Source organism: Aminobacter sp. GW821-FHT11F06, from assembly GCF_058808215.1.
Genome location: NZ_JBXARL010000004.1, coordinates 182,585 through 207,078, shown reverse-complemented (window position 1 = coordinate 207,078; position 24,494 = coordinate 182,585). Strand labels below are relative to the sequence as shown.

Sequence of the window (24,494 nt, the reverse complement as noted above, 5' to 3'; positions counted from 1 at the left end):
AGACGAAATAAAACGAGGAGGTCGCAGCGATGCGCGCGATCAGGCACTTTGTCCGGCGCAAGGACGATTGGCGCTGACGCGCCGGCCTTGGCACCGGTCCAGAGATCGCAGGCACAACACGCTGCTCCTCCACGGTGTTGTCCAACGCCAAAACTTGGCGCAATCGCAGGCGCGGTAAATGGAAAACTCGTCGCCCAGACATGACGAGTGGGAATATCGGCTGCTTGCTGATTGCTAATGCGTCATTGCGCGAGGTCGCGGGCGGTGCGGCGCAGGGTCTCGACAAGCACCTCGGCGGCGGGCGACAGACGGGCATTTGTGCGGGTGGTGATGCCGATCGGCATGGCGGTGGCGCGCAATGTCACCGGCAAGATGGTGATGGCGCCGGATGCGGCCTCGCGGCGGGCGACCTGGGCGGGAAAGACGCCGAGATAGTCGGCGTCGATCAAAAGCCCACGGTTGGTCAAAAGCGATACGGAATCCACCGCATGCGGTGGCGGCTCAAGCCCCTCCTCGCGAAAGGCGATGTCGATCTGGCGACGCAGGCTGGTTTCCTGCGGTGGGAGGATCCACTCCCAGCCGATGAGGTCGGCCAGGCTGACATGCTTGCGCTCGGCGAGCGGATGGCCGCGGCGGGCTACAACGCAGGCGATGTCGTCCATCAGCACTTCCTGCACGACATTGAGCCGGTCGCGTTGCTCGGACAGGCGCCCGACCACCATGTCGAGTTCGCCGGCGCGCAAGGCGGGGATGAGCACGTCATTGGTGCCCTCGACGATCTTGACCACCAGCTTGGGCCGGTCCTTGCGCAGGCGGGCGATGGCCGTTGGCAGTAATTCGGCCGAGGCCGAAAGCAGCGTGCCGATGGCGACACGACCGCCGGTGCCGTCGCGCAGGTCGGCGAGATGCTCCTCGGCATGGGCAAGCTGGGTGATGACGAGACGGGCGTGCTCGGCCAGGGTGTCGCCGAACATCGTCGGCACGACGCCGCGATTGGTGCGGTCGAAAAGCCTCGCCTTGGTGAGGGCCTCGATCTCCTGCAGCGCCTTGGTGACGGCCGACTGGGTCATATTCAGCCGCTTGGCCGCGCGCACGAGGTTGCCTTCCTCGACGATGGCCACGACCATGCGCAGATGGCGGATGGTCAGGCGGCTGGTGACAAGCTTCATCGCGGCATCATCCTCCCAAATGACAAATGTGGTTGATATTCCAAATCCTCATAGAAATATCCAGAGAATTCACTTGTTTGAATTTCCATTCGCTGGGACCTTGCCATGAGGAGGCGCTGGCGGCGCGAGCAACGTTGCCGGTGCCTGGAGGTATTTTGGCCTGAGGTCGCCTGGTCGCGGCCTCGCCGCAAACGTCGGCAGGACCTGCCGTACGGGGAGGAAATCCACAACATGATGCAGAAAACCGGAGCCGGACGCCGCGCGGAAATCGCAGGCGCGGGAATTGGCGGCCTGACCACGGCCGCGGCATTAGCCCAGCGTGGCTGGTCGGTGACGGTGCATGAGCGCGCGCCGACGCTCAGGACCTTCGGTGCGGGCATCTATATCTGGAGCAACGGCCTGCGCGTGCTTCAGGCGATTGGCGCCTACGACGAGGCCGTGGTCGGCGCGCATATCGGCCCGCAGTTCCACACCCGCGACCACAACAACACGACGATGGAAGAAATTCCGATCAACGGCCCGGGCGATGCCAGGCTGATCACCATCCTGCGCGAGACGCTGATCAATTCGCTTGTCGATACCTGCCGCAGGAGCGGCGTCGAGATTCTCACCAGTTCGGAAGCGGTGGGCGCGACACCTGAGGGCGAGCTGCTGCTCGCTGATGGTTCGAAGCGCAGGGCCGACCTGATCGTCGGGGCCGACGGCATCAATTCCAAGGTCCGGGATTCGCTCGACCTGATGATGTACCGCAAGCATCTCGGCTATGGCGCGATCCGCATGCTGATTTCGCGCGACGATGGCGACGTTCCGGCCGAGGACCGCGAGCGCTACATCGAATATTTCACCGGCACGCGCCGTATCCTCTATACGCCGGCGAGCGCCACGGACCTCTATGTCGCGTTGTGCTGCGCGGCCGACGATGCGGCGGCGCTGAAGGTTCCGGCCGACCGCAAGCTGTGGAGCGAATCCTTCCCGCATCTTGCCAATCTCGTTGCCCGTTTCGGCGACGCCGGCCGCTGGGATGCCTTCGAGGTGGTCAAGCTCAAGCAGTGGAGCAAGGGGCGTGTCGCCATCCTCGGCGATGCCGCGCATGCGATGCCGCCCTATCTCGGACAGGGCGGTGGCTGCGCCTTGATGAATGGCCTTGGCCTTGCCGCTGCCGTCGATGAAGGCACCGATGTCGTCCAGTCGCTGGCAGCCTGGGAAGCGCTGGAACGCCCGATGACCGAGCACACGCAGGATACGGCCGAGCGGCTTGGCGACATGAATTTCTGGCCCGACGACGTGCGTTCGCAAGTCTTGAAGATCACCGGCAAGAGCCGCGAGATCGGTGCCGAGCGCATGAAGACGGCGCGCCATGCGCCGACCGCGACCAAAGCCCTGGTCTGAAGCCACTGATATCAGGCGAAGCTTGCCTTCGGAATTTTGGAGTCCGCACATGAAATCCATCGAGATCGGCGCCAACACTTTTTCTTATGACGATACCGGCGAAGGCCCGGTGCTGCTGCTTTTGTCGGGCTGGTGCCAGGATCACCGCCTGTTCAAGACGCTGGTGCCCGAACTCGCCACCACCAACCGCGTCATTCGTCTCGACTGGCGCGGCCATGGCGAGCACCGCGCGCATGACGGCGACTTCACCACCAGCGAGCAGGCCGACGATGTCATCGCCTTCCTCGACAAGATGAAGATCGACACAGTGGTGCCGGTTTCGACCTCGCATGGCGGCTGGGCCAATATCGAGATCACCGACCGCCTCGGTGTGGCGCGCATCCCGCGCTCGGTGGTGATTGACTGGATCCAGACGACGCCTGATGAGGCGTTCTTCTCGATGATCGACCACATCCAGGATCGCACCAACTGGGAAAACGGCCGCGGCGACTTCTTCAATTACTGGATCGGCGATACCGACAACCAGGACATCATCAATCACGTCAACGAAGAGATGGCCAAATACAGCTTCGAGATGTGGGCGCGATCGGGCCGTGAGATCGCCAGGGCCTACCGCAAGTGGGGCAACCCGATGCAGCGCATGGCGGCGCTGAAGGAAAAGCGCCCGATCACCCACATCTATTCGCAGCCCTTCGAGGCGGAATACGCGCAAGCGCAGCTTGATTTTGCGGCAAAGAATGACTGGTACAAGCCCAACAAGCTGCCGGGCAAGACACACTTCCCGACGCTGGAACAGCCGAAGGTCGTGGCCGAGACCATCCGCGCCTTCGTGAAGTAGGAGCGCCCCCGCATGAGCGTGCTTGCCGAAGAAGCCAACTGGCCGCGAGAGATCATCGACCGTGACTATGGCGCGCGCGGGTCGGTGACCCCTGAGGTGTTCGACGCTGCGATGCGCAACTATCGCAGCCGCTCGGAGGAGATGTGTGCTCACGCGACGCATCTCGATGTCGTCTACGACGCGCAGAGCGGCCAGACCATCGACATCTACGGCACAGGCGAAGGCCTGCGTCCGGTGTTTGTCTTCATCCATGGCGGCTACTGGCGCATGCTGTCCAAGCATGACTCAGCCTTCATGGCCGGGATGCTGGCGAGCCATGGCATCGCCACCGCCGTCGTCGACTACAGGCTCGCGCCTGATGTGACGCTTGGGGAGATCGTGCGCGAGGTGCGCGCGGCAATCGCTTTCCTGGCCAGGAATGGACGCGCCTATGGCATCGACCCCGACCGCATCTTTGTCGGGGGAAGTTCGGCTGGCGGGCATCTGACGGGCGCTGTGCTGAGCGGCGGCTGGCACCAGCAATTCGGCGTGCCCGAAAATGTCATCAAGGGCGCGATGCCGATCAGCGGCCTGTTTCATCTCGGGCCGATCGCCAGGTCGTTCGTGCAGGATTGGCTGTCGCTGGATGCTTCCGAGGTCGAAGCACTCAGCCCGGCGGCGAACATTCCTGATGTAGGCTGCCCGATCATCGTCGCTTATGCCGATGGCGAGCCGGCCGGCTTCAAGCGCCAGTCGACCGAATATGACCGGCTCTGGCGCGAGGCGGGTTTTGCCTCCGAGCTGATTGAGGTCGCCGGCCGCAACCATTTCGACGTGCTGCTCGATCTTGCGTCTGATGACACGGAGCTGTCGCGGGCGCTGGTCAAGCTCATCAACGGTTAGCCGGTTTCGCGCGGCGTCAGCAGCTGGGCATAGCGGCGCACCACTGTGGCGAAAGCCGAAACGGCCGGCGAGATCGAGCGGCCGGTCGCGTGGATCATCACCACTTCGCGCGAGATATTGGGCTCGGTCAGAGGCTTGCCGACGACCTTGCGGTAGCGCGCCGCAGCCAGCGCATAGGTCGGCAGCACGGCGACGCCGAGGCCGGCTTCGACCAGGGCGATGGCCGTCGTCACCTGCGTGACCTCATAGACCGGCTTGAGCGCGATCTCGACCGTTTCGAAACCGACTTCCACCAAAAGCCGGATGCCGCTGTCGCGGGTCAAGGCGATCAGCGGCTGATCTCCCAGCTCGCGCCAGCACACCGAGGTTGCGCTGCTGAACGGGCTGCGCTCGTCGCAAAACAGCATCAGGCTGTCGCGCACCAGGGGCAAGCGCTCGATGCCTTCTTCGGCCGGCGAGAATGTGCCGAGGCCGCAGTCGGCCTTGCCGCTCCTGACGCTTTCGACGATCTGCTCGGTGCCGACGTCGGCGATTTGGACGACTATGCCGGGATAACGCTTCTGGAAGTCGGCGATGGCCTGCGGCAGCACCACGGCGGCAAGCAACGGCGGTGCGGCGATGCGCAGGCGCCCGCGCCGCCGTTCCGCCAGCTCATGCACACCTTCGATCGCGTGCTCCAGTTCCTCCAGCGCCTTGGCGGCGGAGTGACGGAATTCGCGCCCGGCGTCGGTGAGTTCGACACGCCGCGTCGTGCGGTCGAACAGGCGTACGGCGAGCTCCGCCTCGAGATCCTTGATCGCTTGCGAAAGTGCGGGCTGCGCGGTGTTCAGCCGCTCGGAGGCGCGCGAAAAATTGCCGAGATCGGCGACGGCGAGAAAACTCTCGATCTGCTTGATGGTGATTTTCACGAGGCGCCCAGATTTATCGGAATTTCGTCTCAATTAATAACACGAATGACGATTGTTATATAGATGGTGCCCGTGTTTTCTGTGTTGGGAGCAAGGCTTGGCGCATGCGGCGCGGGCGTGGAGGATTTCTTGAACGTGACGGGTGCCATTTGGCGCGCGCAACGTTCGAATAGCTTTCACCAGCGAAAGAATCTGGCTCGCCATGCAGGGTAGTGTGCGGGCGACGACACTCAGGTGGATGACCGATGAAATATACGAAGAAAGATGCCAAGGCCTATTCCAGGGCGACGATGAAGGGCATCTGGGCTGCCGGCCTGATGCCGTTCAAGGACGACCTGTCGATTGATGAGGCTGGCTTCCGTGGCAATATCGACCACTGGATCGAAGACCTCAAGATCGACGGCTTCTTCATCGCCGGCAAGCAGGGCGAGTTCTTCTCGATGTCGCTGGACGAGCGCAAGCGCAGCTTCGACCTCGCCGTCGACGCCTGCGCCGGCCGTGCCCAGACCATCATGTCGTGCTCCGACCAGAACATGGACGTGGTGATCGACCTCGCCAGGCATGCGCAGAAATGCGGTGCTGACTACATCGTCGTGCATGCGCCGGTGCTGCATTTCTTCAAGCAGCAGGACGAGACGCTGCTCAACTACTACCGCACCATCGCCGACAAGGTGGATATCGGCATCGCCCTGTGGAGCCATCCCGACAGCGGCTATCTGATGAGCCCCGAGCTGTGCAACAAGCTCGCCGACATCGAAAACGTCGTCGCCATCAAGTATTCGGTGCCGCGTCCGATGTACAAGGAACTGACCGCACTTGCCGGCGACCGCATCCTGGTCAGCACGGCCTCGGAAGAGGAATGGCTGGACAACATCCTGGAGCTCAACTGGCAGCTTTATCTCTGCTCGTCGCCACCCTACCTGATCCAGACCAAGCACGACACGCGCATGCGCCAGTACACCGATCTGGCCTTCGCCGGCCAGGCCGACAAGGCGCGCGCGGTGCGCGACAGCCTCGATCCGGTGCGTGCCGCGCTCAAGGATACACGGCCTGCCGAGAAGCCGCATTCGCACCAGAAATACTGGCAGGAATTGCTCGGCCAGACGGGTGGCAGGGTTCGTCCGCCGCTGCTCGAACTCACCGAAGAAGAGAAGCGCGTGACACGCGCCGCCTTCGAAAATTGTGGTCTCAAGACCACCGCCTGAGAGTTACCATCGACGCGCCGCCCAACAGGAGGAATGACAATGACAAGACGCCTAGCTGCCTTCAGCTTCTCCAAGTGGATCGACGAGCACCAGCACCTGCTCAAGCCGCCGGTCGGCAACCAGCAGATCTGGGAAGATGCCGACATGATGGTGACCGTGGTCGGCGGCCCCAACAAGCGCACCGACTATCACGACGATCCGGTCGAGGAGTTTTTCTACCAGCTCAAGGGCGACATGATGCTCAAGGTGGTGGACAACGGCAATTTCTACGACGTGCCGATCCGCGAGGGCGAAATCTTCCTGTTGCCCCCGCATGTGCGCCACTCGCCGCAGCGCCCGCAGGAAGGCTCGATCGGCCTCGTCGTCGAACCCAAGCGCAACGACGGTTTGCTTGATGCCTTCGAATGGTACTGCTTCGACTGCAACGCGCTGGTCAAGCGCGTCGAGGTTTCGCTGAAGAGCATCGTGCGCGACCTGCCACCGATCTACCAGGCGTTCTACGCCGACGAAAAGGCGCGCACCTGCCCGAACTGCGGTTCGATCCATCCCGGCAAGGCCCCGCCTGAGGGCTGGGTCAAGCTTTAGCTCCTTCGAACGTCGATATGGCCCGCCCCGATGGCGCGGGCCGCCTTACCCCAGGATTTTCCAAGGCATGAAACTGAAGTCTTCCATTCTGGCCCTTGCGGCCGCGTCGCTGTTTGCCTCAAGCGCTCTCGCCCAGGACCCGGTCAAGATCGGCATGATCACGACCTTGTCCGGCCCGGCGGGCTATCTCGGCCAGGACGTGCGCGACGGCTTCCAGCTCGCCATCGACCTGGAGGGCGGCAAGCTTGGCGGTGTCCCGGTCAAGGTACTGGTGGAAGATGACGGCTTGAAGCCGGGCAGCGGCCGCCAGATCGCCGACCGTTTTCTCAACGACGAAGGCGTCAAGCTGTTCACCGGCATCGTCTTTTCCAACGTGGCGGGCGCCACGGTTCCCGAGATCGTCGATGCGGGCGCTATTTTCGTCAGCCCCAATGCGGGTCCCTCGGAGTTCGCCGGCAAGGGCTGCAATCCGAACTACTTCGTCCTGTCGTGGCTGACCGATACGATGCAGGGCAGTGCTGGCCAGAACGCCAGCGACCTTGGCTACAAGAAGGCGTTTGTGCTGGCGCCGAATTATCAGGCGGGCAAGGACGCCATCGCCGGCTTCAAGCGCTACTTCAAGGGTGAGATCGCGGGCGAGATCTATACGCGCCTCGACCAGACCGATTTCGCCGCCGAGATGGCGCAGATCAAGGCGGCCAGCCCCGACGTGGTGTTTCAGTTCCAGCCCGGCGGGCTCGGTATCGCCTTCCTGCGCCAATATCAGCAGTCGGGCCTGCTCGGCGCCGTGCCGATGGTCATCGCCGAACCGTCGATGGACCACGCCATCCTCAAGGCGGTGGGCGACGCCGCCGAGGGCCTGAATGTCTCGGGCGCCTGGAACACTGACCTCGACAACGACACCAACCGTGCGTTCGTGGAGAAGTTCGAGGAGACCTACAAGCGCACGCCGACAATGTATGCGGCGCAGGGTTATGACACGGCACTCGCCATAGCCTCGGCGCTCAAGCAGACCGAAGGCGATGTCGAAGACACCGAAGCCTTCCGCCAGGCCATGCTGAAGACCGAGTTCAAGACCACACGCGGCTCCTTCAGCTTCGGTGCCAACCAGCATCCGGTGCAGGACTGGTACGCGATGCAGGTGGTGCGTGACGACGCCGGCAAGCTGGTGCTGAAAACCCGCAAGAAGCTGCTGACCAACCACGGCGATCCGTTCGCTGGCGAATGCCGGATGTGAGGCGGCCGATATGATGAAGGTCGTCAGGCGACATATTCGGGAACTCGACATCGAACTGGAGCGGCTTGAGGCTGGTCCGGTTGCGGTGACGTGCATCCCTGACATGGCCAATGTCGCCTGGCCGGCCAAGGCGATCTTCGGCGGGCTTTCGCGCGACGATCTTGAGCTTGCCGCTGAGCGTTCGCCTGCTGGCACGGTTGATCCCGCTGGCGAGACGGTGGCGCTGAGCTTCAACTGCTATCTCATCGAAACGCCCGACTATGTCGCGCTGATCGATGGCGGCATCGGCGATGGCAAGGAGCGGCCGCACCGGCCGGCCTGGCATCGCCGCGAAACCAAATTCCTCGACACGCTGAAGGCCATCGGCATCGCGCCCGAAGATGTCGATATCGTCATCAACACGCATCTGCACGCCGACCATGTCGGCTGGAACACCCGGCGGGAAGGCGAAACCTGGCGGCCGACCTTTCCCAATGCCCGCTATGTCGTATCCGAGATCGAGCTCGCCCACTGGTCATCTGTCCATGAGGCTGAGCCGCAAGGCACCACATTGCACGGCGCCTTCGCAGACAGCGTGTTGCCTATCATCGAGACGGTCGGTTTCGAGGCGGTTGCTTCCGATGCAGAGGTCGTTCCGGGCCTCAGTTTGCGTCCGGCGCCCGGTCATTCGCCTGGAATGGTGGTGGTGTCGCTGGCAACTGAAGAGGGCGATGTGCTGTTCCTCGCCGACGCCGTGCATCATCCGCTGCAACTCGGCGACGATGGCATCGTCTGCAACTTCTGCGAGGACCCCAAGCAGGCGCGCATGACACGCATGGCGCTGCTCGCTGAGGCGGCTGCGGCCAACACGGTGCTCGCGCCTTACCATTTTCCCGCTCCTGTCTTCGGCCGGCTCAAGGCGGATGCGGCTTCCTACCGGTTTTGTCCTCTCGAGGTCGAGGTGACTGGTGAGCCGGCAAACAACAACGTGCGCCAGTAAGGCGCCACCCAGAGGAGAACTGAGCCATGAGTTTTAGAAATGTCTTGCTTGCCGCTTCGATCGCCGCTGTGGCGGCCCTGCCGGCCTTCGCCGCCGACCCGGTCAAGATCGGCATGATCACCACGCTTTCGGGCCCTGCCGGCTATCTCGGCCAGGACATCCGCGATGGCTTCAAGCTCGCCATGGAAGACGGCAAGCTTGGTGGCGTGCCTGTCGAACTGGTCGTCGAGGATGACGGTCTCAAGCCCGGCCAGGGCAAGCAGATCGCCGAGCGCTTCCTCAGCGAAAACGGCATCAAGCTGTTCACCGGCATCGTCTTTTCCAACGTCGCCGGGGCTACCATTCCTGATATCGTCGACAGCGGCGCCTTCTACATCAGCCCCAATGCCGCGCCCTCGAATCTCGCCGGCAAGGAGTGCAACGAGAACTACTTCGTCGTCTCCTGGCAGAACGATTCCCTGCATGAGAGCGCTGGCCAGAACGCCACCAATCTCGGCTACAAGAAGGCCTTCGTGCTCGCCCCCAACTACCAGGCCGGCAAGGATGCCATCGCTGGCTTCAAGCGCTATTTCAAGGGCGAGATCGCAGGCGAGATCTACACCCGCCTCGACCAGACCGATTTTGCCGCCGAACTCGCGCAGGTGCGCGCGGCGAAGCCTGACGTGGTGTTCCAGTTCCATCCGGGTGGGCTCGGCATCACCTTCCTGCGCCAGTACGAGCAGTCGGGCCTGATGAAGGAAATCCCGATGGTCGTGGCCGAGCCGTCGATGGACGGCGTGACGCTCGCCGCCGTTGGCGATGCGGCCATCGGCCTGAACGTCTCCAGCCACTGGAACTCGGACTTCGACAATGCGGCCAACAAGAAGTTCATGGACGCCTGGAACAAGACCTACAACCGTCCGGTGACCTATTATGCCAGCCAAGGCTATGACGCGGCCCTCGCTTACGCTTCGGCGCTGAAGGCGACAGGCGGCAATATCGACGACGCCGACGCGTTCCGCACAGCACTGCGCAAGGCCGATTTCGAGTCGGTGCGCGGCAAGTTCGCCTTCGGCCCCAACCAGCACCCGGTTCAGAACTGGTACGCGTTGAAGGTCGAAAAGGGCGCCGACGGCAAGCCAGTGCTGAAGACCGTCGGCGAGGTCTTCAAGGACCATGGCGACGCCTACGCGGCCGACTGCAAGATGTAACTCGGCCCGATCGATGCTGCGGGCGGCACAACTGCCGCTCGCCACCTTCCCCCATCTTCCCAAGCGAAGTGATAGGCGATGACGCTCTTCCTCGAACAGATGCTGAATGGCGTGCAATTCGGCGTCATGCTTTTCCTGCTGGCGGCCGGCCTGACGCTGATCTTCGGCATCATGGGCGTCATCAACCTGGCGCATGGCTCGATCTACATGATCGGCGCTTATGCCGGCACGTGGGTCGCGGCCGAAACCGGGTCGTTCTGGCTCGGCATTCCGGCAGCCCTTGCCGCGGCTGCCGTCACGGGTGCCGCGATCGAATTCCTGGTCGTGCGGCGGCTCTACGGGCGTGATCATCTCGACCAGGTGCTGGCGACCTTCGGCCTGATCCTGATCTTCAACCAGACCATCACCATTCTGTTTGGACGCCAGCCGCTGTTCGTGTCGATGCCGGCCTTGCTCGACGGCTCGGTCGAACTGCTGCCGGGGCTCGTCTATCCGATCTACCGGCTGGCGATCATCGCGGTTGGCCTGCTGGTGGCGCTGGGGCTCTACCTTTTGATCAACAAGACACGCATCGGCATGCTGGTTCGCGCCGGCTCGACCAACCGCGAGATGGTGCGGGCGCTCGGCGTCGATATCCGGCTGCTCTACACGCTGGTGTTCGGCCTCGGTGCTTTGCTTGCCGGCCTCGCCGGCTTCATGGCCGGACCAATCCTTGCGGTGCAGGTCGGCATGGGCGAGCAGATCCTCATCACCACCTTCGTCGTCGTGGTGATCGGAGGCGTCGGCTCGATCCGCGGCGCTTTCTTCGCCAGCCTCATCCTCGGCATCGTCGACACCGGCCTGCGCGCCTATCTGCCCGGCCTTTTGCGCCAGGTCATGGTCGGCCCCGAGGCCGACGCGCTTGGCGCCGGCATCTCGTCGATGGGCATCTATCTCTTGATGGCGATCGTGCTTCTCATCAGGCCGAAGGGCCTGTTCATCCGAAATTCCTGAACTAGGCGCTGACTGGCCCATGGAAAAATCACTCAAGCGACCCGCTTTGCTTGCCGGCGTGCTGATCGCGCTGATCGCATTGCCGACGGTCGCCGACGCAACCGGCTATGCCGCGCTGACGTCGCTGGCGACGCGCGTGCTGATCTACGGCATCGCCGCTGCGAGCCTCAACTTCGTGCTCGGCTATGGCGGCATGGTGAGCTTCGGCCACGCGGCCTTCTTCGGTATCGGCGGTTATGTCGTCGGCATCCTTTACCAGCACTATACGCTGGGCGAGCCGCTGTTCGGCTTCATTCCTGGCACCAACCAGCTTTTGATCACCATCCCGGTGGCGCTGGTGGTCTCCGGCATCATGGCGGCGCTTATCGGCGCGCTGTCGCTGCGCACCGGCGGCGTGCAGTTCATCATGATCACGCTGGCCTTCGCCCAGATGCTGTTTTTCCTGTTTGTCTCGCTGAAAACCTATGGCGGCGACGATGGCCTGATCATCCGCCGCGCCAATGAGCTGCCCGGGCTCAACATGCGCGACAAGCAGACAGTCTATTATGTCTGCCTGGCGATCACGGCACTGTTCTTTTTCATCCTCTGGCGCATCGTCAATTCGCGCTTCGGCAACGTCATCGTCGGCCTGCGCCAGAGCGAAAAGCGCATGGCGGCGATCGGCCTGCCGGCCTATCGCTACAAGCTGATGGCCTTCGTCATCTCGGGCATGGGCTGCGGCCTTGCCGGCGCGCTGATGGCCAATTTCCTGCGCTATGCCAGCCCCGACATGATGCACTGGACCAAGTCGGGCGAGCTGATGGTGATGGTCATCCTCGGCGGCGTCGGCACATTGTTCGGCCCGCTGCTCGGTGCTGCGGTGTTCATCGTGCTTGAATCCATCCTCGCATCATGGACGGAGAACTGGCAGCTCGGCCTTGGCCTGATCCTGCTGTTCGTCGTGCTCTACACCCAGGGCGGCGTCCAGGCGCTTGGCGCCCGCATGCTGGGGAGGCGCGCATGAGCACGCCCGTCCTCAACGTCCAGGGCATGGTCAAGCGCTTTGGCGGACTGCTTGCCACCGATCATGTCGACCTGACCGTCAAGCCGGGCGAGATCCACGCATTGATCGGCCCTAATGGGGCCGGCAAGACGACGCTGATCTCGCAGCTGATGGGCGAGCTCAAGCAGAACGAAGGCACGATCGAACTCGACGGCCAGCCGATCACCACCTTGCCGACCGCCAAGCGCGTGTCGATGGGGCTCGCGCGCACCTTCCAGATCACCTGCCTGCTGCCCGACTACACAGTGCTCGATAACGTCGCCATCGCCGTCCAGGTGCGGCAGGGCCACAGCTTCCGTTTCTGGGGCAATGTCCGGCACGAGACCGAGCTGCGTGAAGACGCGCGCAGCTATCTCGCAGGTGCGGGCCTTGCGGAGCGCGCCGACGAGCTGGTCGCGAACCTGTCGCATGGCGAGCAGAAACAGCTCGAGCTTGCGGTGGCGCTCGCCACCAAACCGCGCCTCCTTTTGCTCGACGAGCCGATGGCCGGTCTCGGCCATGTCGAAAGCCAGCAGATGATCGAGATGCTGCGCGGGCTCAAGAACCAGGTCTCGATGCTGCTTGTCGAGCACGACATGGAGGCGGTGTTCGCGCTCGCCGACCGAGTCTCGGTGCTGGTCTATGGCCGCATCATCGCCACCGGCTCGGTCGATGAAATCAGGGACAATCCCGAGGTCCGAACGGCCTATCTGGGCGAGGGAGACGAGCTATGCTGAGCGTCGCCAAACTGCAGTCGGCCTATGGGCGCAGCCAGGTGCTTTTCGACGTCGCGCTGGAGATCGGCGACGGCGAAGTGGTGACGCTGCTTGGCCGCAACGGCATGGGCAAGACAACCACTGTCAAGTCGATCATGGGCCTGCTCAAGCCTTTGTCGGGCGAGGTCAGCTTCAGCGGTCGCGATGTTTGCGGTGCCACGCCTGAGACGGTGGCGCGGCTTGGCGTCGGCCTCGTGCCGGAGGGACGCCAGGCGTTCTCCACGCTGACAGTGCGCGAAAACCTCGTTGCCACCGCCGCCAATCGCCTTGGCCGCAAGGACGCCTGGACGCTGGAGCGAGTCTACGCGCTGTTTCCGCGCCTGCGCGAACGCGCCAGCCAGGCAGCGGGCACGCTGTCGGGCGGCGAGCAGCAGATGCTGGTCGTCGGCCGCGCGCTGATGACCAATCCGAAGCTGCTCATCCTCGACGAGGCGACCGAAGGCCTCGCGCCGGTCATCCGCGCCGAGATCTGGGCCTGCATCGCAGCGCTGAAAGCCGAGGGGCAGTCGATCCTTTTGATCGACAAGAACCTCAACGTTCTGAAGCGTCTGGCCGACCGCCACTACATCCTGGAGAAGGGCCGCACCGTCTGGTCCGGAACCGGCGAGGACCTGACCCGCAACGCCGAGCTGGTGCAGCGCTATGTCGGCCTCTGACAAGCGGCAACGTCAGTTGCGGATCTGTTTCGTCGGCTGGGGCGCGATTGCCAGCCGCGTTGGCGAACTGCTTGCCGAGCGTAAGCCTGATGGCGTCGAGATCGTTGCGGTCGGCGTCCGCGACGGTGGACGGGCGCGCCAAGGCTTGCCTGAAGGTGCCCGACTGATCTCCGGGCCGGAAGAACTGGTCGGGCTCGACATTGACATGGTCATCGAGGCGGCCGGACGGCCAGCGGTCGCCATCTGGGGCGAGACGGCTTTGCGCCATGGCGCCAGCTTTGTCGTCTCCTCGACAAGCGCGTTCTGCGACGACGCACTCTACCAGCGGCTTCTTGCCGTGGCGCGTGAGACGGGTAGCCGTATCGTCATGCCTTCGGGTGCGCTCGGCGATCTCGGCGCGCTGGCCGCAGCCTCGATCCTGCCGATCGACGAGGTGACGCACACCATCGTCAAGCCGCCGCTGGCCTGGCGGGGCACCAAGGCAGCCGAGCTTGTCGATCTCGACACGCTTGCGGAACGCACTGTGTTCTTTACCGGCACGGCGCGTGAGGCGGCGGATGCGTTTCCCCAAAACGCCAATGTCGCCGTCATTTCCGCTTTGTCGGGTATCGGCCTCGACCGCACGCGCATCGTGCTGGTGGCCGACCCTGCAGCCATGCGCAACGTCCACGAGGTCAGCGCCTCCGGTGCCTTTGGCCGGCTTGATCTGCGCCTCGAAAACGAGCCGCTCAAGAACAATCCGAAATCATCCGAGATGACCGCGCTCAGCCTCGTCAGGCTTATCGAAAACCAGCTTGCCCCCCTTGTGCGTTAGCCGCCAAGGACCATGGAGACTATCATGACGAAAACTTACCCCGACCTCATGCTTTACATCGGCGGCTCCTGGCGCAAGACCGTCGACACCCAGCCTGTGCTCAATCCGGCTGACGAAACCGTCATCGGCGCGGTGCCGGTCGCCACGCGCGCGGACCTCGACGACGCGCTCGATGCCGCGGCCAAAGGCTTCAATGTCTGGCGCAGGACTTCGCCGGCAAAGCGCGCCGAGATCATCCTCAAGGCCGCCCAGCTGATGCGCGAGCGCATCGACGAGATCGCCCATGCCATCACGCTTGAGCACGGCAAGCCGCTGGCCCAGGCTCGTCTCGAAGTCATTCGCGGCTGCGAGTTCTTCGAATGGGACGCAGCCGAAGGCCAGCGCACCTATGGCCGCGTCATTCCCAGCGAGCCGGGGATCAAATACATCGTGCATCACGAGCCCATCGGCACGGTCGCGGCGTTCTCGCCGTGGAACTTCCCGATGAGCCAGCCGGCACGCAAGATCGCCGGCGCGCTTGCCGCCGGCTGCTCGATCATCCTGAAGGCGGCGGAAGAAACGCCTGCCGGCGCCTTCCATATAGCGCGTGCGTTCCACGACGCGGGCCTGCCTGCCGGCGTCTTCAATCTGGTCTTCGGCGTGCCTGCGGACATTTCGGGCTATCTCATCCCCCAGAGCCAGGTCAGGCTGGTCGCCTTCACAGGCTCGACCGCTGTCGGCAAGCACCTGACGGAGATGGCGGCGCGTCACATGACACCGGTGCTGATGGAACTCGGCGGGCATGCGCCGGTCATCGTCTGCGACGATGTCGACCCCGTCGCTGCCGCGATCGCCTCGGCGGTGCGCAAGGCGCGCAATTCCGGGCAGGTCTGCACCTCGCCGACGCGCTTTTACGTGCAGGAGCGCATCTATGAAGCCTTCACCAAGGCATTCGCCGAGACAGCCCGTGCGATCACCGTCGGCAACGGCCTGGATGCGGCCACCCAGATGGGGCCGGTGGCCAATCATCGCCGAATCGAAGCCCTGGAAGCGCTGACGGCGGACGCGCGCGCCAAGGGTGCCCGCGTGCTGACGGGTGGCGAGCGGCTCGGCAATCGCGGTTATTTCTTCCCCGTCACCACGATCGCCGACCTGCCTGATGACGCGCGCGCCATGCACGAGGAGCCGTTCGGCCCGATGGCGCTGATCAACCCGGTGGGTTCCGTCGAAGAGGCCATCGAAAAGGCCAACGCGTTGCCCTTCGGCCTGGCGGCCTATGCCTTCACGCACTCCGCCCGCACCGCCGACCAGCTTGCGGACGGGATCGAGGCCGGCAATTTCTCGATCAACACGCTGGAGGCCTCCGTTCCCGAAACGCCGTTCGGCGGCGTGAAGGAAAGCGGCTACGGCCGTGAGGGCGGGCTCGAAGGGCTGGCGCAGTACACTGTCATCAAGAATGTGTCGCACCGCATGACGATTGCTTGACGCAGGCGATCAAGGCAGCCGGTGCCCGGCAAGGCATCGGCCACTTTCACAAAAGCCTTGGTCAATCCAGCGCGCGGTCGAGATGGGTGTAGCCGCCGTCGACGAACAGCCACTGGCCGGTGGTGTGGCTGGCGCGGTCCGACAGCAGAAAAAGCACCGTGTCGGCGATCTCCTCCGCCGTCGTCATGCGCTGGCCGAGCGGGATACGCCTGGTGATTTCGGCAAGGCGTGCCTCGGGATCGTCGAAGGTCTTGAGCCATTTTTCGTAGAGCGGCGTCATCACTTCGGCCGGGATGACGGCGTTGACACGGACACCGTCGCCGCGCAGCGCTGCCGCCCATTCGCGCGTCAGCGACAGCTGCGCGCCCTTGGCGGCGGTGTAGCCGCTGGTGTTGCCCTGGCCGGTCAGCGCGGTCTTGGACGAGACGTTGACGATCGAACCACGCGCCGCCTTGAGCCACGGCAGGCTGTGATGGGCGGTCGTGTAGTAGTGGATCAGGTTGCGTTCGAGCGACTCGCGAAAGGCGTCGGGACCGGCATCGAGACCGACACCATCATTGATGCCGGCATTGTTGACCAGCCCGTCGATGCGGCCGAAGGTCTTTGCGACCTCGTTGACCGCCGCCTCGATCTCCGGGTCGTGCATCAGTTCGAGCTGGATGAATTTCCCACGCGGCGAAAGCTTCTTGAGCCTGGCTGCGAAGTCTTCGGCCAACGGGCTGCGGCCGAAGACGACTGGAATGGCACCCTCGGCGGCGAGGCCGAGCGTGACAGCGCCGCCGATGCCCGCCCCGCCGCCGGTGACGATGACGACCTTGTCCTTCAGCCCGAGATCCATTGCGTCAGCCCTTGAACTGGTAGTCTACGAGAGTCGCCGGCTTCATCTCGATTGAGAAACCGGGCGCCGTGGGCGGCATATAGGCGGCGTTGCGCACTATGCAGGGTTCCTTGAAGTGCTCATGCAGGTGGTCGACATATTCGACGACGCGGCCTTCGCGGGTGCCGGCGATGCAGACATAGTCGATCATCGACAGATGCTGGACGTATTCGCACAGGCCGACGCCGCCGGCATGCGGGCAGACCAGCAGATTGTATTTCGCCGCCATCAACAGCACCGCGAGGATCTCGTTGACGCCGCCGAGACGGCAGGAATCGATCTGGACCACGTCGATGGCGCCGCGCATGATGAACTGCTTGAACATGATGCGGTTCTGGCACATCTCGCCGGTGGCGACCTGAACAGGGGCGACGCCTTCGCGGATCTTGCGGTGGCCTTCGATGTCGTCGGGACTTGTCGGCTCCTCGATGAACCATGGCTTGGCGAAGGCGAGATCGCGCACCCAGTCGATGGCCTGGTCGACTTCCCAGACCTGGTTGGCGTCGATCATCAGCTGGCGATCCGGCCCAAGTACCTCGCGGGCGATGCGCAGACGCCTGATGTCGTCGGCCTTGTCGCGGCCGACCTTGAGCTTGACGTGGTTGAAGCCGGCGTCGATGGCCTCCTGGCAGAGCCGGCGCAGCTTCTCGTCCTCATAGCCGAGCCAGCCGGCCGAGGTGGTGTAGCAGGGGTAGCCTTCGCGCTCGAGCGTGGCGATGCGCTCGGCCTTGCCGGGAGCCTTGTCGCGGAGCATGGCGAGTGCTTCGTCAGGGGTGATGCAGTCGGTGATGTAGCGGAAGTCGATGCAGCGCACGAGCTCTTCGGGCGACATGTCGGCGACCAGCTTCCACACCGGCTTGCCCGACATCTTGGCCCAGATGTCCCACACGGCGTTGACGACAGCGCCGGTGGCGAGGTGGATCGCGCCCTTGTCGGGCCCGATCCAGCGCAGCTGGCTATCCGAGGTGACATGGCGCCAGAAGGCGCCCATGTCGGCTGCGACCTTGTCCATGTCCAGCCCGACGACGAGGTGGCGCATCGCCTCGATCGCCGCGCAGCAGATCTCGTTGCCTCGGCCGATGGTGAAGGTCAGGCCATGACCTTCGATGCCGGGCGTGTCGGTCTCCAGGATGACATAGGCCGCCGAATAATCGGGGTCCGGGTTCATCGCGTCGGAGCCGTCGAGATGCTGCGAGGTCGGGAAGCGCAGGTCGAGCACCCGCATGTCGATGATGCTGGTCATAGCAGGGGTCCCTAAGGTTTCAGGCGGCGACGACGCGCTGCCGCTGGGTGCCGAGGCCTTCGATGCCAAGATGCATGGTCTGGCCGGCCTTGAGATAGACGGGCGGCTTCTGGCCGAGGCCGACGCCGGGCGGGGTGCCGGTGGAGATGACGTCGCCGGCCTGCAGGCTCATGAAGCGGCTGAGATAGGCAACGATCTGCTGCACGGTGAAGATCATCGTCTTGGTCGAGCCGTCCTGGAAACGCTTGCCGTCGACATCGAGCCAGAGCTTGAGCGATTGCGGGTCGGCGATCTCGTCAGCAGTCACCATCCACGGGCCGGTCGGGCCGAAGGTGTCGCAGCCCTTGCCCTTGTCCCAGGTCCCGCCGCGCTCGATCTGGTATTCGCGCTCGGAGACATCGTTGATGACGCAATAGCCGGCGACATGGGACATGGCATCCGCTTCGTCGATGTAGCGGCCGGGCTTGCCGATGACGACGCCGAGCTCGACCTCCCAGTCGGTCTTGAGCGAGCCGCGCGGTATCTCGACATCGTCGTCGGGGCCGACAATGGCAGAGGTCCATTTGTTGAAGACGATGGGTTCGGCGGGGATCGCGGCACCGGTTTCGGCGGCGTGGTCGGCATAGTTGAGGCCGATGCAGATGAATTTTCCGATGCGGCCGACACAGGCGCCGAGACGCAGGTCCTCTTGTGGTGTGCCGGCGACGAGCGGCAGCGTCTGGGGATCGATGCTGCGCAGGCGGGCAAGGCCCTCGGGCGTCAGCACGTCGCCGGCGATGTCGACAACAACACCTGAGAGGTCGCGGACGCGGCCAGTGGAGTCGAGCATGCCGGGCTTTTCATTGCCCTTGGGGCCGTAGCGGAGCAGTTTCATTGAAATCACCTTGTTGGGAAGAAACCGGAGGCGGCGAACCGCCTCCGGGTGGGTTTGGACAAGATCAGTCGTACAGGACGGCTGCGATCTCGGGCTTATCGATGTTGGTCTTGTCGTAATAGTAGAAGCCGGTGTCGATGTGCTTTTCGACGGCTTCGCCCTTGGCTGCCTTGACCGCCGCTTCGACGGTCTTGTAGCCGATGCCGACAGGGTTCTGGGTGATGGCGCCGGCCATCTGGCCGTCGCGGATCGCCTGCTTTTGCTGGGCGCCCGAGTCGTAGCCGATGATCACCAGCTTGCGGCCCAGTTCCTTGGCGCCGTTGACGACGCCGATGGCCGAGCCTTCATTGGCGCCGAACATGCCCTTGATGTCGGGGTTGGCCTGCAGGATCGCCTTGGTGATCTCGGTCGACTTGAGATGGTCGCCCTCGCCATATTCGATGGCGACGATCTCGACCTTCGGATGAGCTTCCTTCATGCGGTTGACGAAGCCGTCGCGGCGGTCGATGCCGGTGCGGCTGGTCTGGTCATGCACGACAAGCGCCACCTTGCCTTCGTCGCCGATCAGTTCGGCCATCTTGTCGGCGGCAAGCGCTGCGGCGGCGATATTGTTGGTCGAGGCGGTGGCCACGGGGATATCGCCTTCGACGCCGGAGTCGAAGGCGACGACCGGGATCTTGGCGTCCTTGGCCTGCTGCAGCAGCGGAAGCGCCGCCTGGCTGTCGAGGGCGGCGAAACCGATCGCCGCCGGCTTCTTGGCAAGGGCGGCGGCCAGCATGTCGATCTGGCGGTCGACCTGCGTTTCCGAATCCGGGCCTTCGAAGGTGACGGTGACGCCGAGATCGGCGGCGGCCTTGTCGGCGCCCGCCTTCACGGCCTGCCAGAACTGGTGCTGGAAGCCCTTGGAGATCAGCGGGATGTACATCTTGTCCTGGGCCATTGCCATGGTCGAGCCGTAGCCGAGGATTGCCATGGCGCTGATGGCGCCGAGCACAGTGCGTCTGGTGAACATGTTTCCTCCGATTGAACTTTGGTTGATCGTTGCCGGGGGAGCGCTTTCGCTCTCTTCTTGGTGTTGGCGCAGGGCGATGCACTGCGCGAAGCAAGCCTTCCTCAAAGCCTGCGGCGCCGCAGAATGTCGGTGTAGACGGCGAGAATGATGATCGAGCCGGTGACCACGGTCTGCCATTCCTGGGCGACCGAAAGGATGCGCAGGCCATTGGCGAGCACCGAGATGATGAGCGCGCCGATGAGCGTGCCGATGATGGTGCCGCGCCCGCCCGACAGCGAGGTGCCGCCGATGACGACCGCTGCGATGGCGTCTAGCTCGTAGCCTTGGCCAAGCGCCGGCTGGGCCGAGTTCAGGCGCGAGGCGATGAGCAGGCCGGCGACGCCGCAGATGCTGCCGGCGAGCGCATAGACGGCGATCTTCCAGCGGTCGGTGTTGACGCCGGATAGCCGCACTGCCTCCTCGTTGGAGCCGAGCGCGAAGGTGAAACGGCCGAGAATGGTGCGCTCGAGGATGAAGCTTATCACGATCGCCACCAGAAACAGGATCAGCACGCCGTTGGGGATGGGCAGGCCGGGGATGACGGTGCCGATCAGCGAGCCTTGCGAGATCTGGGTGAAGCCGGGCGTGCCGTTGAAATAGATCGGCCGCGTGCCTGAGATGACCAGCGACAGGCCCTTGAGGATCAGCATCATGCCGAGCGTGGCGATGAAGGGCGGGATCTTGAGCTTGGCGACGAAGGTGCCGGACAAGGTGCCACTGGCAGCACCGGCGAGGATGGCCGCCAGCACGCCGAGGCCGAGCGGCATGCCCCAGAAGGTCAGCACCACGCCTGCGATGACGGCGCAGAAGGTCATCAGCGTGCCGACCGACAGGTCGATGCCGCCGGTGATGATGACCAGCGTCGCGGCAATCGCCAGCACGCCATTGACCGACGTCGCCTGCAGTATGGCGATGATGTTGGAGGTCTGCATGAAGTTGGGCGAGGCGAGGCTGAAGACGAGGATCAGCGCGATCAGGCTGGCGAAGGCGAGCAGCCTGTGGGCGCCGGAGAATCTTGAGCCGATCGAGACGTTTGCGGTGGATGCCGTCGCGCTCATTTGGCCTCTCCCTTTGCCGGCTTAGTTTGTTTGTTGTTGTTGGCAGCGTCGCCGCGCAGCGTGGCGAGATGCATGATCTCTTCCTGGCTGGCGCCGCCAGGCAGGATGCCGGTAAGCCTGCCCTCGCACATGACGGCGATGCGGTGGCTGAGCCGGAGCACCTCGGGCAGTTCGGACGAGATGACGATGATGGCGCGGCCTTGCTGGGCGAGCGCGTTCAGCAGCTTGTAGATTTCGTTCTTGGCGCCGACATCGATGCCGCGTGTCGGCTCGTCGAAGATCAAGACCTCGCAATCGCGCAACAGCCATTTGGCGATGACGATCTTCTGCTGGTTGCCGCCGGAGAGCAGGCGCACTTCCTGGCGGTCGGACGGGGTCTTGATCGCCAGCTGGTCGATGTAGCGGCTTGCCGCATCGTGCATGGCGGCCTCCTTCAGCAGCCCGCCGGGACCGGTGAAGCGGCGCAGGCTCGCCAGCACGACATTGTTGCGCACGTCCATGCCGGTGGCGAGACCGAAATGCTTGCGGTCCTCGGAGAGGTAGCCGATGCCGGCGCGCACGGCGTCCTGCGGCTTGCGGATGTCGACCTTCTTGCCATGCATGAAGATGTCGCCGCCGTCGCGCCGGTCGGCGCCGAATATGGCGCGGGCGACCTCGGTGCGGCCGGCACCCATCAGGCCGGCGAAACCAAGGATCTCGCCCTTGCGGACGGAGAAGCTGACATCGCGGATGACCGCGCCGCGATTGAGGTTGTTGACCGCCAGCACGACCTCCGAACTGGCATGATCGGGCACGTGGGGGTGGTCTTCGGTGAGGGCGCGGCCGACCATCATCGAGATGATCTTTTCCACCGGCGTAGTTTCGGCTGGCACGGTGCCGATATATTCGCCGTCGCGCATGACGGTCACGCGGTCGGCGATGCGCTTGAGCTCGTCCATCTTGTGCGAGATGTAGACGATGCCGACGCCCTCGGCCTTGAGCCGGGCGATGATGGCGAACAGCTCGTTGATCTCGGCGTCGTTCAAGGCGGCGGTCGGCTCGTCCATGATCAGCACGCGCGACCGGTAGGACAGCGCCTTGGCGATCTCGACCATCTGCTGGCGGGCGATGGTCAGCCCGCCGACCAGCGTGCGCGGATCGAGCTTCAAGTGCATGGAGGCGAAGATTTCGGCGGCCTGGGCGTTGAGCTTGCCTTCATCGAGCAGCAGGCCGGCGGCCTTGCGCGGCTCGCGGCCGATGAACATGTTCTGCGCCGCCGTCAGATGCGGCATCAGGTTGAGTTCCTGATGGATGATGCCGATGCCGAGGTCCTGCGCCTGGCGTGGCGAGTTGATCTCGACCGGCTTGCCGTCGAGCAGGATTTCGCCGCCGTCGCGCCGGTAGATGCCGGCGAGGATCTTCATCATCGTCGACTTGCCGGCGCCGTTTTCGCCCATCAGCGCATGGACCTCGCCCGAGCGCAGTTCGAGCTGGGCGTTGTGCAGCGCGCGCACGCCGGGGAACGACTTTTCGATATCCTTCATGACGACGAGGGCGTTCATGCGCGTCCTCCTTCGAGGCCGTAGAAACGCTGCGCTGCCCCAGACAGGATCTGCGCCCGTTCGTTTGAACTGAGCCCGTCCAGCAAAAGCTCGGTGACCTCGATCCAGAAGCCGAAGCTCGCCGCCAAGGTCAGGACCGGCCAGTCCGATCCCCAGACAATGCGGCGCGGACCGAACCAGGCCAGCAGTTTTTCGACTGTCGGCCTGAGAGCCGCGACGGCTTTTTCAGGCGTCGAGCGGCGGTCGACGGGCAGTTCGGTGAGCAGGCCGGAGAGTTTGCAACAGACCTGCGGCGCACGGGCGAGAGCCGCCATGCCCGTCTCCCACATGGCGTGGCGCGGATCGCCTGGTTCAGCCGCAAGTGCCGGCTTGGCGGCGTGGTCGATGATAACAGGAAGGTCAGGATTGGCATCGACGAAACGCATCAGCGCCGCGAGATGCTGGGGCATGACCAGAGCGTCGAAACGCAAGCCGAGCCGCTTCATCGCGGCGATGGCTTCAGGATGCGGGCGGGTGGCGATCCAGTCGGGATCGTCGAGATCCTGCAGCATCGGCCGCACGCCCTTGAAGAGCGGGTTTTTGGCCAGCCGCTCAAGCGATGCAATGCCATCGGGCGAAGACAGATCGACCCAGCCGACGACGCCTGCAACTGCTCTGTCTTCGCGTCCCTGATCAAGCAGGAACTGTGTTTCCGCTTCGGTCGGGGCTGCCTGGACCAGGATGCGCTGGCCTATACCAGCCGTTTCGGCGAGCGGCCGCATCTCGGCTGCGCTAAAGTCGCGATAGATCGGCGCGAGATGGGTCGCGTCAGGCGTCAGCCAACCATAGTCGCCGCGCCGGAGCGTCCAGTAATGACAGTGGCCGTCGATCCTTTCGATCATGGCCGCCGCCCCGCCTAGATGGTGACGCCGCCGTCGACCAGGACAGCCTGGCCGGTGACGAAGCGGGATTCATCGGACAAGAGGTAGACGACCAGCGGCGCGATGTCGTCGACGGTGGCCAGCCGGCCGATCGGCTGGCGGGCGATGAAGTCCTTTTCGGCCTGCACCGGGTCGGCGGCAGCGGCGATGCGGCCACGTAGCGAGGGTGTGTCGACGGTGCCGGGGCAGAGCGCGTTGCAGCGCACGCCACGGCGGACATAGTCGGCGGCCATGCCCTTGGTGAAGCCGATCACCGCGGCTTTGGTGGCGCCATAAAGCAGGCGGTTGGGGAAGCCTTTGATCGAAGACGCCATCGACGCCATGTTGAGGATAGCGACGCCACCGGTCTTTTCCGCCTGCTCCAGCATGCCGGGCAGGAAGGCCTTTGACGTGCGGTACATGCTCTTGACGTTGAGGTCGAAGCTGAAATCCCAGTCTTCGTCGCTGCAATCCAGAATGGTGCCGTTGTGGACGAAGCCGGCGCAGTTGAAGAGCCCGTCGAGTGCCGGCTGCTGCCTGGCGAAGGCTGTGACCGCCGCACCATCGCGCACGTCGAGACGATGGGTCTCGATGCGGCTGCTTTCGGCGGCGAGGGCCGCCAACGCCTGGTCGTTGATGTCAGTCGCAATGACGTGGGCGCCTTCTTTGGCGCAGGCCAGCGCACTGGCGCGGCCGATGCCTTGGGCAGCGGCGGAAATGAAGATGCGTTTCCCGCTCAATCGCATAACCGTTGCCCTCCCAGCAAACTGCTTGCGTCTGTCTATATACGAACATACTATTCATAAATGAACCGACCTTGCAACGGGAAATGTGGGGCGGTCGAC

24 protein-coding genes are annotated in these 24,494 nt (G+C 64.0%); 14 read left to right on the top strand and 10 right to left on the bottom strand.

What is annotated here, in order from left to right:
• Positions 1 to 242: 242 nt before the first annotated feature.
• On the bottom strand, positions 243 to 1,169 hold the full coding sequence (locus tag AC1RTB_RS12415) for a LysR family transcriptional regulator (protein WP_492878650.1): 927 nt from the start codon (positions 1,167 to 1,169) through the stop codon (positions 243 to 245).
• A 231-nt stretch (positions 1,170 to 1,400) separates the two neighbouring features.
• Between AC1RTB_RS12415 and AC1RTB_RS12410 the strand changes: the two genes are divergently transcribed.
• The 3 genes from AC1RTB_RS12410 to AC1RTB_RS12400 are packed head-to-tail and all read left to right on the top strand — an operon-like array spanning position 1,401 to position 4,278.
• Complete coding sequence (locus AC1RTB_RS12410; RefSeq protein WP_492878652.1) at positions 1,401 to 2,558, top strand: FAD-dependent oxidoreductase; 1,158 nt, start codon at positions 1,401 to 1,403, stop codon at positions 2,556 to 2,558.
• A gap of 49 nt (positions 2,559 to 2,607) precedes the next feature.
• Positions 2,608 to 3,396: an alpha/beta fold hydrolase gene (locus tag AC1RTB_RS12405; RefSeq protein WP_492878654.1), complete on the top strand. Its 789-nt coding sequence runs from the start codon at positions 2,608 to 2,610 to the stop codon at positions 3,394 to 3,396.
• Positions 3,397 to 3,408: 12 nt separating this feature from the next.
• Positions 3,409 to 4,278, top strand: coding sequence for an alpha/beta hydrolase (locus AC1RTB_RS12400; RefSeq protein WP_492878656.1), 870 nt, complete (start codon positions 3,409 to 3,411; stop codon positions 4,276 to 4,278).
• Here AC1RTB_RS12400 and AC1RTB_RS12395 read toward each other — a convergent pair.
• Complete coding sequence (locus AC1RTB_RS12395; RefSeq protein WP_492878659.1) at positions 4,275 to 5,186, bottom strand: LysR family transcriptional regulator; 912 nt, start codon at positions 5,184 to 5,186, stop codon at positions 4,275 to 4,277. The two genes, AC1RTB_RS12400 and AC1RTB_RS12395, sit on opposite strands and share 4 nt — an antisense overlap.
• Before the next feature lie 245 nt (positions 5,187 to 5,431).
• Here AC1RTB_RS12395 and AC1RTB_RS12390 point away from each other — a divergent pair, with 245 nt between their 5' ends.
• The 11 genes from AC1RTB_RS12390 to AC1RTB_RS12340 all read left to right on the top strand — a co-directional run bounded on the left by AC1RTB_RS12390 (position 5,432) and on the right by AC1RTB_RS12340 (position 16,106).
• Positions 5,432 to 6,391, top strand: a complete 960-nt coding sequence (locus AC1RTB_RS12390; protein ID WP_492878660.1) for a dihydrodipicolinate synthase family protein — start codon at positions 5,432 to 5,434, stop codon at positions 6,389 to 6,391.
• A gap of 39 nt (positions 6,392 to 6,430) precedes the next feature.
• Entirely contained in the window at positions 6,431 to 6,976 is a 546-nt protein-coding gene (locus AC1RTB_RS12385; protein WP_109574143.1) for a 3-hydroxyanthranilate 3,4-dioxygenase, read from the top strand.
• Positions 6,977 to 7,043: 67 nt separating this feature from the next.
• The gene (locus AC1RTB_RS12380) at positions 7,044 to 8,213 is read left to right on the top strand and encodes an ABC transporter substrate-binding protein (RefSeq protein ID WP_492878662.1); all 1,170 of its coding nucleotides are present in this window, start codon (positions 7,044 to 7,046) and stop codon (positions 8,211 to 8,213) included.
• Between the two features lie 10 nt (positions 8,214 to 8,223).
• Complete coding sequence (locus tag AC1RTB_RS12375) at positions 8,224 to 9,192, top strand: MBL fold metallo-hydrolase (RefSeq protein ID WP_492878664.1); 969 nt, start codon at positions 8,224 to 8,226, stop codon at positions 9,190 to 9,192.
• 26 nt (positions 9,193 to 9,218) lie between these two features.
• Complete coding sequence (locus AC1RTB_RS12370; RefSeq protein ID WP_492878666.1) at positions 9,219 to 10,382, top strand: ABC transporter substrate-binding protein; 1,164 nt, start codon at positions 9,219 to 9,221, stop codon at positions 10,380 to 10,382.
• 78 nt (positions 10,383 to 10,460) lie between these two features.
• The gene (locus AC1RTB_RS12365) at positions 10,461 to 11,375 is read left to right on the top strand and encodes a branched-chain amino acid ABC transporter permease (protein ID WP_492878668.1); all 915 of its coding nucleotides are present in this window, start codon (positions 10,461 to 10,463) and stop codon (positions 11,373 to 11,375) included.
• A gap of 19 nt (positions 11,376 to 11,394) precedes the next feature.
• Entirely contained in the window at positions 11,395 to 12,378 is a 984-nt protein-coding gene (locus tag AC1RTB_RS12360) for a branched-chain amino acid ABC transporter permease (protein ID WP_492878670.1), read from the top strand.
• Positions 12,375 to 13,133 (top strand): ABC transporter ATP-binding protein, encoded by a 759-nt coding sequence (locus AC1RTB_RS12355; protein WP_492878672.1) that lies wholly within the window; start codon positions 12,375 to 12,377, stop codon positions 13,131 to 13,133. The genes AC1RTB_RS12360 and AC1RTB_RS12355 overlap by 4 nt, the downstream gene beginning before the upstream one ends.
• Positions 13,127 to 13,828: an ABC transporter ATP-binding protein gene (locus AC1RTB_RS12350; protein WP_492878673.1), complete on the top strand. Its 702-nt coding sequence runs from the start codon at positions 13,127 to 13,129 to the stop codon at positions 13,826 to 13,828. The genes AC1RTB_RS12355 and AC1RTB_RS12350 overlap by 7 nt, the downstream gene beginning before the upstream one ends.
• Positions 13,815 to 14,642: an aspartate dehydrogenase gene (locus AC1RTB_RS12345; protein ID WP_492878675.1), complete on the top strand. Its 828-nt coding sequence runs from the start codon at positions 13,815 to 13,817 to the stop codon at positions 14,640 to 14,642. The genes AC1RTB_RS12350 and AC1RTB_RS12345 overlap by 14 nt, the downstream gene beginning before the upstream one ends.
• A 24-nt stretch (positions 14,643 to 14,666) precedes the next feature.
• On the top strand, positions 14,667 to 16,106 hold the full coding sequence (locus tag AC1RTB_RS12340) for an NAD-dependent succinate-semialdehyde dehydrogenase (protein ID WP_492878677.1): 1,440 nt from the start codon (positions 14,667 to 14,669) through the stop codon (positions 16,104 to 16,106).
• 61 nt (positions 16,107 to 16,167) lie between these two features.
• On the opposite strand, the gene AC1RTB_RS12335 is transcribed toward AC1RTB_RS12340, so the two are convergent.
• The 8 genes from AC1RTB_RS12335 to AC1RTB_RS12300 all read right to left on the bottom strand — a co-directional run bounded on the left by AC1RTB_RS12335 (position 16,168) and on the right by AC1RTB_RS12300 (position 24,395).
• Positions 16,168 to 16,944 (bottom strand): L-fucose dehydrogenase, encoded by a 777-nt coding sequence (locus AC1RTB_RS12335; RefSeq protein ID WP_492878679.1) that lies wholly within the window; start codon positions 16,942 to 16,944, stop codon positions 16,168 to 16,170.
• Positions 16,945 to 16,948: 4 nt separating this feature from the next.
• Positions 16,949 to 18,226 (bottom strand): L-fuconate dehydratase, encoded by a 1,278-nt coding sequence (locus AC1RTB_RS12330; protein ID WP_492878681.1) that lies wholly within the window; start codon positions 18,224 to 18,226, stop codon positions 16,949 to 16,951.
• Between the two features lie 19 nt (positions 18,227 to 18,245).
• Positions 18,246 to 19,100: a fumarylacetoacetate hydrolase family protein gene (locus tag AC1RTB_RS12325; RefSeq protein WP_492878683.1), complete on the bottom strand. Its 855-nt coding sequence runs from the start codon at positions 19,098 to 19,100 to the stop codon at positions 18,246 to 18,248.
• A gap of 64 nt (positions 19,101 to 19,164) precedes the next feature.
• On the bottom strand, positions 19,165 to 20,112 hold the full coding sequence (locus tag AC1RTB_RS12320; RefSeq protein WP_492878685.1) for an ABC transporter substrate-binding protein: 948 nt from the start codon (positions 20,110 to 20,112) through the stop codon (positions 19,165 to 19,167).
• A 101-nt stretch (positions 20,113 to 20,213) separates the two neighbouring features.
• On the bottom strand, positions 20,214 to 21,209 hold the full coding sequence (locus AC1RTB_RS12315; RefSeq protein ID WP_492878687.1) for an ABC transporter permease: 996 nt from the start codon (positions 21,207 to 21,209) through the stop codon (positions 20,214 to 20,216).
• Positions 21,206 to 22,750: a sugar ABC transporter ATP-binding protein gene (locus AC1RTB_RS12310; protein ID WP_492878689.1), complete on the bottom strand. Its 1,545-nt coding sequence runs from the start codon at positions 22,748 to 22,750 to the stop codon at positions 21,206 to 21,208. Before AC1RTB_RS12310 ends, AC1RTB_RS12315 begins: the two co-directional genes overlap by 4 nt.
• Positions 22,747 to 23,631 (bottom strand): amidohydrolase family protein, encoded by an 885-nt coding sequence (locus AC1RTB_RS12305; protein WP_492878691.1) that lies wholly within the window; start codon positions 23,629 to 23,631, stop codon positions 22,747 to 22,749. Before AC1RTB_RS12305 ends, AC1RTB_RS12310 begins: the two co-directional genes overlap by 4 nt.
• Before the next feature lie 14 nt (positions 23,632 to 23,645).
• Positions 23,646 to 24,395, bottom strand: coding sequence for an SDR family oxidoreductase (locus tag AC1RTB_RS12300; RefSeq protein ID WP_492878693.1), 750 nt, complete (start codon positions 24,393 to 24,395; stop codon positions 23,646 to 23,648).
• Positions 24,396 to 24,494 lie beyond the last annotated feature (99 nt).

Bases quoted from the DNA above. Each gene is read 5' to 3' on its own strand.
- AC1RTB_RS12415 (WP_492878650.1), bottom strand. From the start codon at position 1,169: ATGAAGCTTGTCACCAGCCGCCTGACCATCCGCCATCTGCGCATGGTC.
- AC1RTB_RS12410 (WP_492878652.1), top strand. From the start codon at position 1,401: ATGATGCAGAAAACCGGAGCCGGACGCCGCGCGGAAATCGCAGGCGCG.
- AC1RTB_RS12405 (WP_492878654.1), top strand. From the start codon at position 2,608: ATGAAATCCATCGAGATCGGCGCCAACACTTTTTCTTATGACGATACC.
- AC1RTB_RS12400 (WP_492878656.1), top strand. From the start codon at position 3,409: ATGAGCGTGCTTGCCGAAGAAGCCAACTGGCCGCGAGAGATCATCGAC.
- AC1RTB_RS12390 (WP_492878660.1), top strand. From the start codon at position 5,432: ATGAAATATACGAAGAAAGATGCCAAGGCCTATTCCAGGGCGACGATG.
- AC1RTB_RS12385 (WP_109574143.1), top strand. From the start codon at position 6,431: ATGACAAGACGCCTAGCTGCCTTCAGCTTCTCCAAGTGGATCGACGAG.
- AC1RTB_RS12380 (WP_492878662.1), top strand. From the start codon at position 7,044: ATGAAACTGAAGTCTTCCATTCTGGCCCTTGCGGCCGCGTCGCTGTTT.
- AC1RTB_RS12375 (WP_492878664.1), top strand. From the start codon at position 8,224: ATGATGAAGGTCGTCAGGCGACATATTCGGGAACTCGACATCGAACTG.
- AC1RTB_RS12370 (WP_492878666.1), top strand. From the start codon at position 9,219: ATGAGTTTTAGAAATGTCTTGCTTGCCGCTTCGATCGCCGCTGTGGCG.
- AC1RTB_RS12365 (WP_492878668.1), top strand. From the start codon at position 10,461: ATGACGCTCTTCCTCGAACAGATGCTGAATGGCGTGCAATTCGGCGTC.
- AC1RTB_RS12360 (WP_492878670.1), top strand. From the start codon at position 11,395: ATGGAAAAATCACTCAAGCGACCCGCTTTGCTTGCCGGCGTGCTGATC.
- AC1RTB_RS12355 (WP_492878672.1), top strand. From the start codon at position 12,375: ATGAGCACGCCCGTCCTCAACGTCCAGGGCATGGTCAAGCGCTTTGGC.
- AC1RTB_RS12350 (WP_492878673.1), top strand. From the start codon at position 13,127: ATGCTGAGCGTCGCCAAACTGCAGTCGGCCTATGGGCGCAGCCAGGTG.
- AC1RTB_RS12345 (WP_492878675.1), top strand. From the start codon at position 13,815: ATGTCGGCCTCTGACAAGCGGCAACGTCAGTTGCGGATCTGTTTCGTC.
- AC1RTB_RS12340 (WP_492878677.1), top strand. From the start codon at position 14,667: ATGACGAAAACTTACCCCGACCTCATGCTTTACATCGGCGGCTCCTGG.
- AC1RTB_RS12335 (WP_492878679.1), bottom strand. From the start codon at position 16,944: ATGGATCTCGGGCTGAAGGACAAGGTCGTCATCGTCACCGGCGGCGGG.
- AC1RTB_RS12330 (WP_492878681.1), bottom strand. From the start codon at position 18,226: ATGACCAGCATCATCGACATGCGGGTGCTCGACCTGCGCTTCCCGACC.
- AC1RTB_RS12325 (WP_492878683.1), bottom strand. From the start codon at position 19,100: ATGAAACTGCTCCGCTACGGCCCCAAGGGCAATGAAAAGCCCGGCATG.
- AC1RTB_RS12320 (WP_492878685.1), bottom strand. From the start codon at position 20,112: ATGTTCACCAGACGCACTGTGCTCGGCGCCATCAGCGCCATGGCAATC.
- AC1RTB_RS12315 (WP_492878687.1), bottom strand. From the start codon at position 21,209: ATGAGCGCGACGGCATCCACCGCAAACGTCTCGATCGGCTCAAGATTC.
- AC1RTB_RS12310 (WP_492878689.1), bottom strand. From the start codon at position 22,750: ATGAACGCCCTCGTCGTCATGAAGGATATCGAAAAGTCGTTCCCCGGC.
- AC1RTB_RS12305 (WP_492878691.1), bottom strand. From the start codon at position 23,631: ATGATCGAAAGGATCGACGGCCACTGTCATTACTGGACGCTCCGGCGC.
- AC1RTB_RS12300 (WP_492878693.1), bottom strand. From the start codon at position 24,395: ATGCGATTGAGCGGGAAACGCATCTTCATTTCCGCCGCTGCCCAAGGC.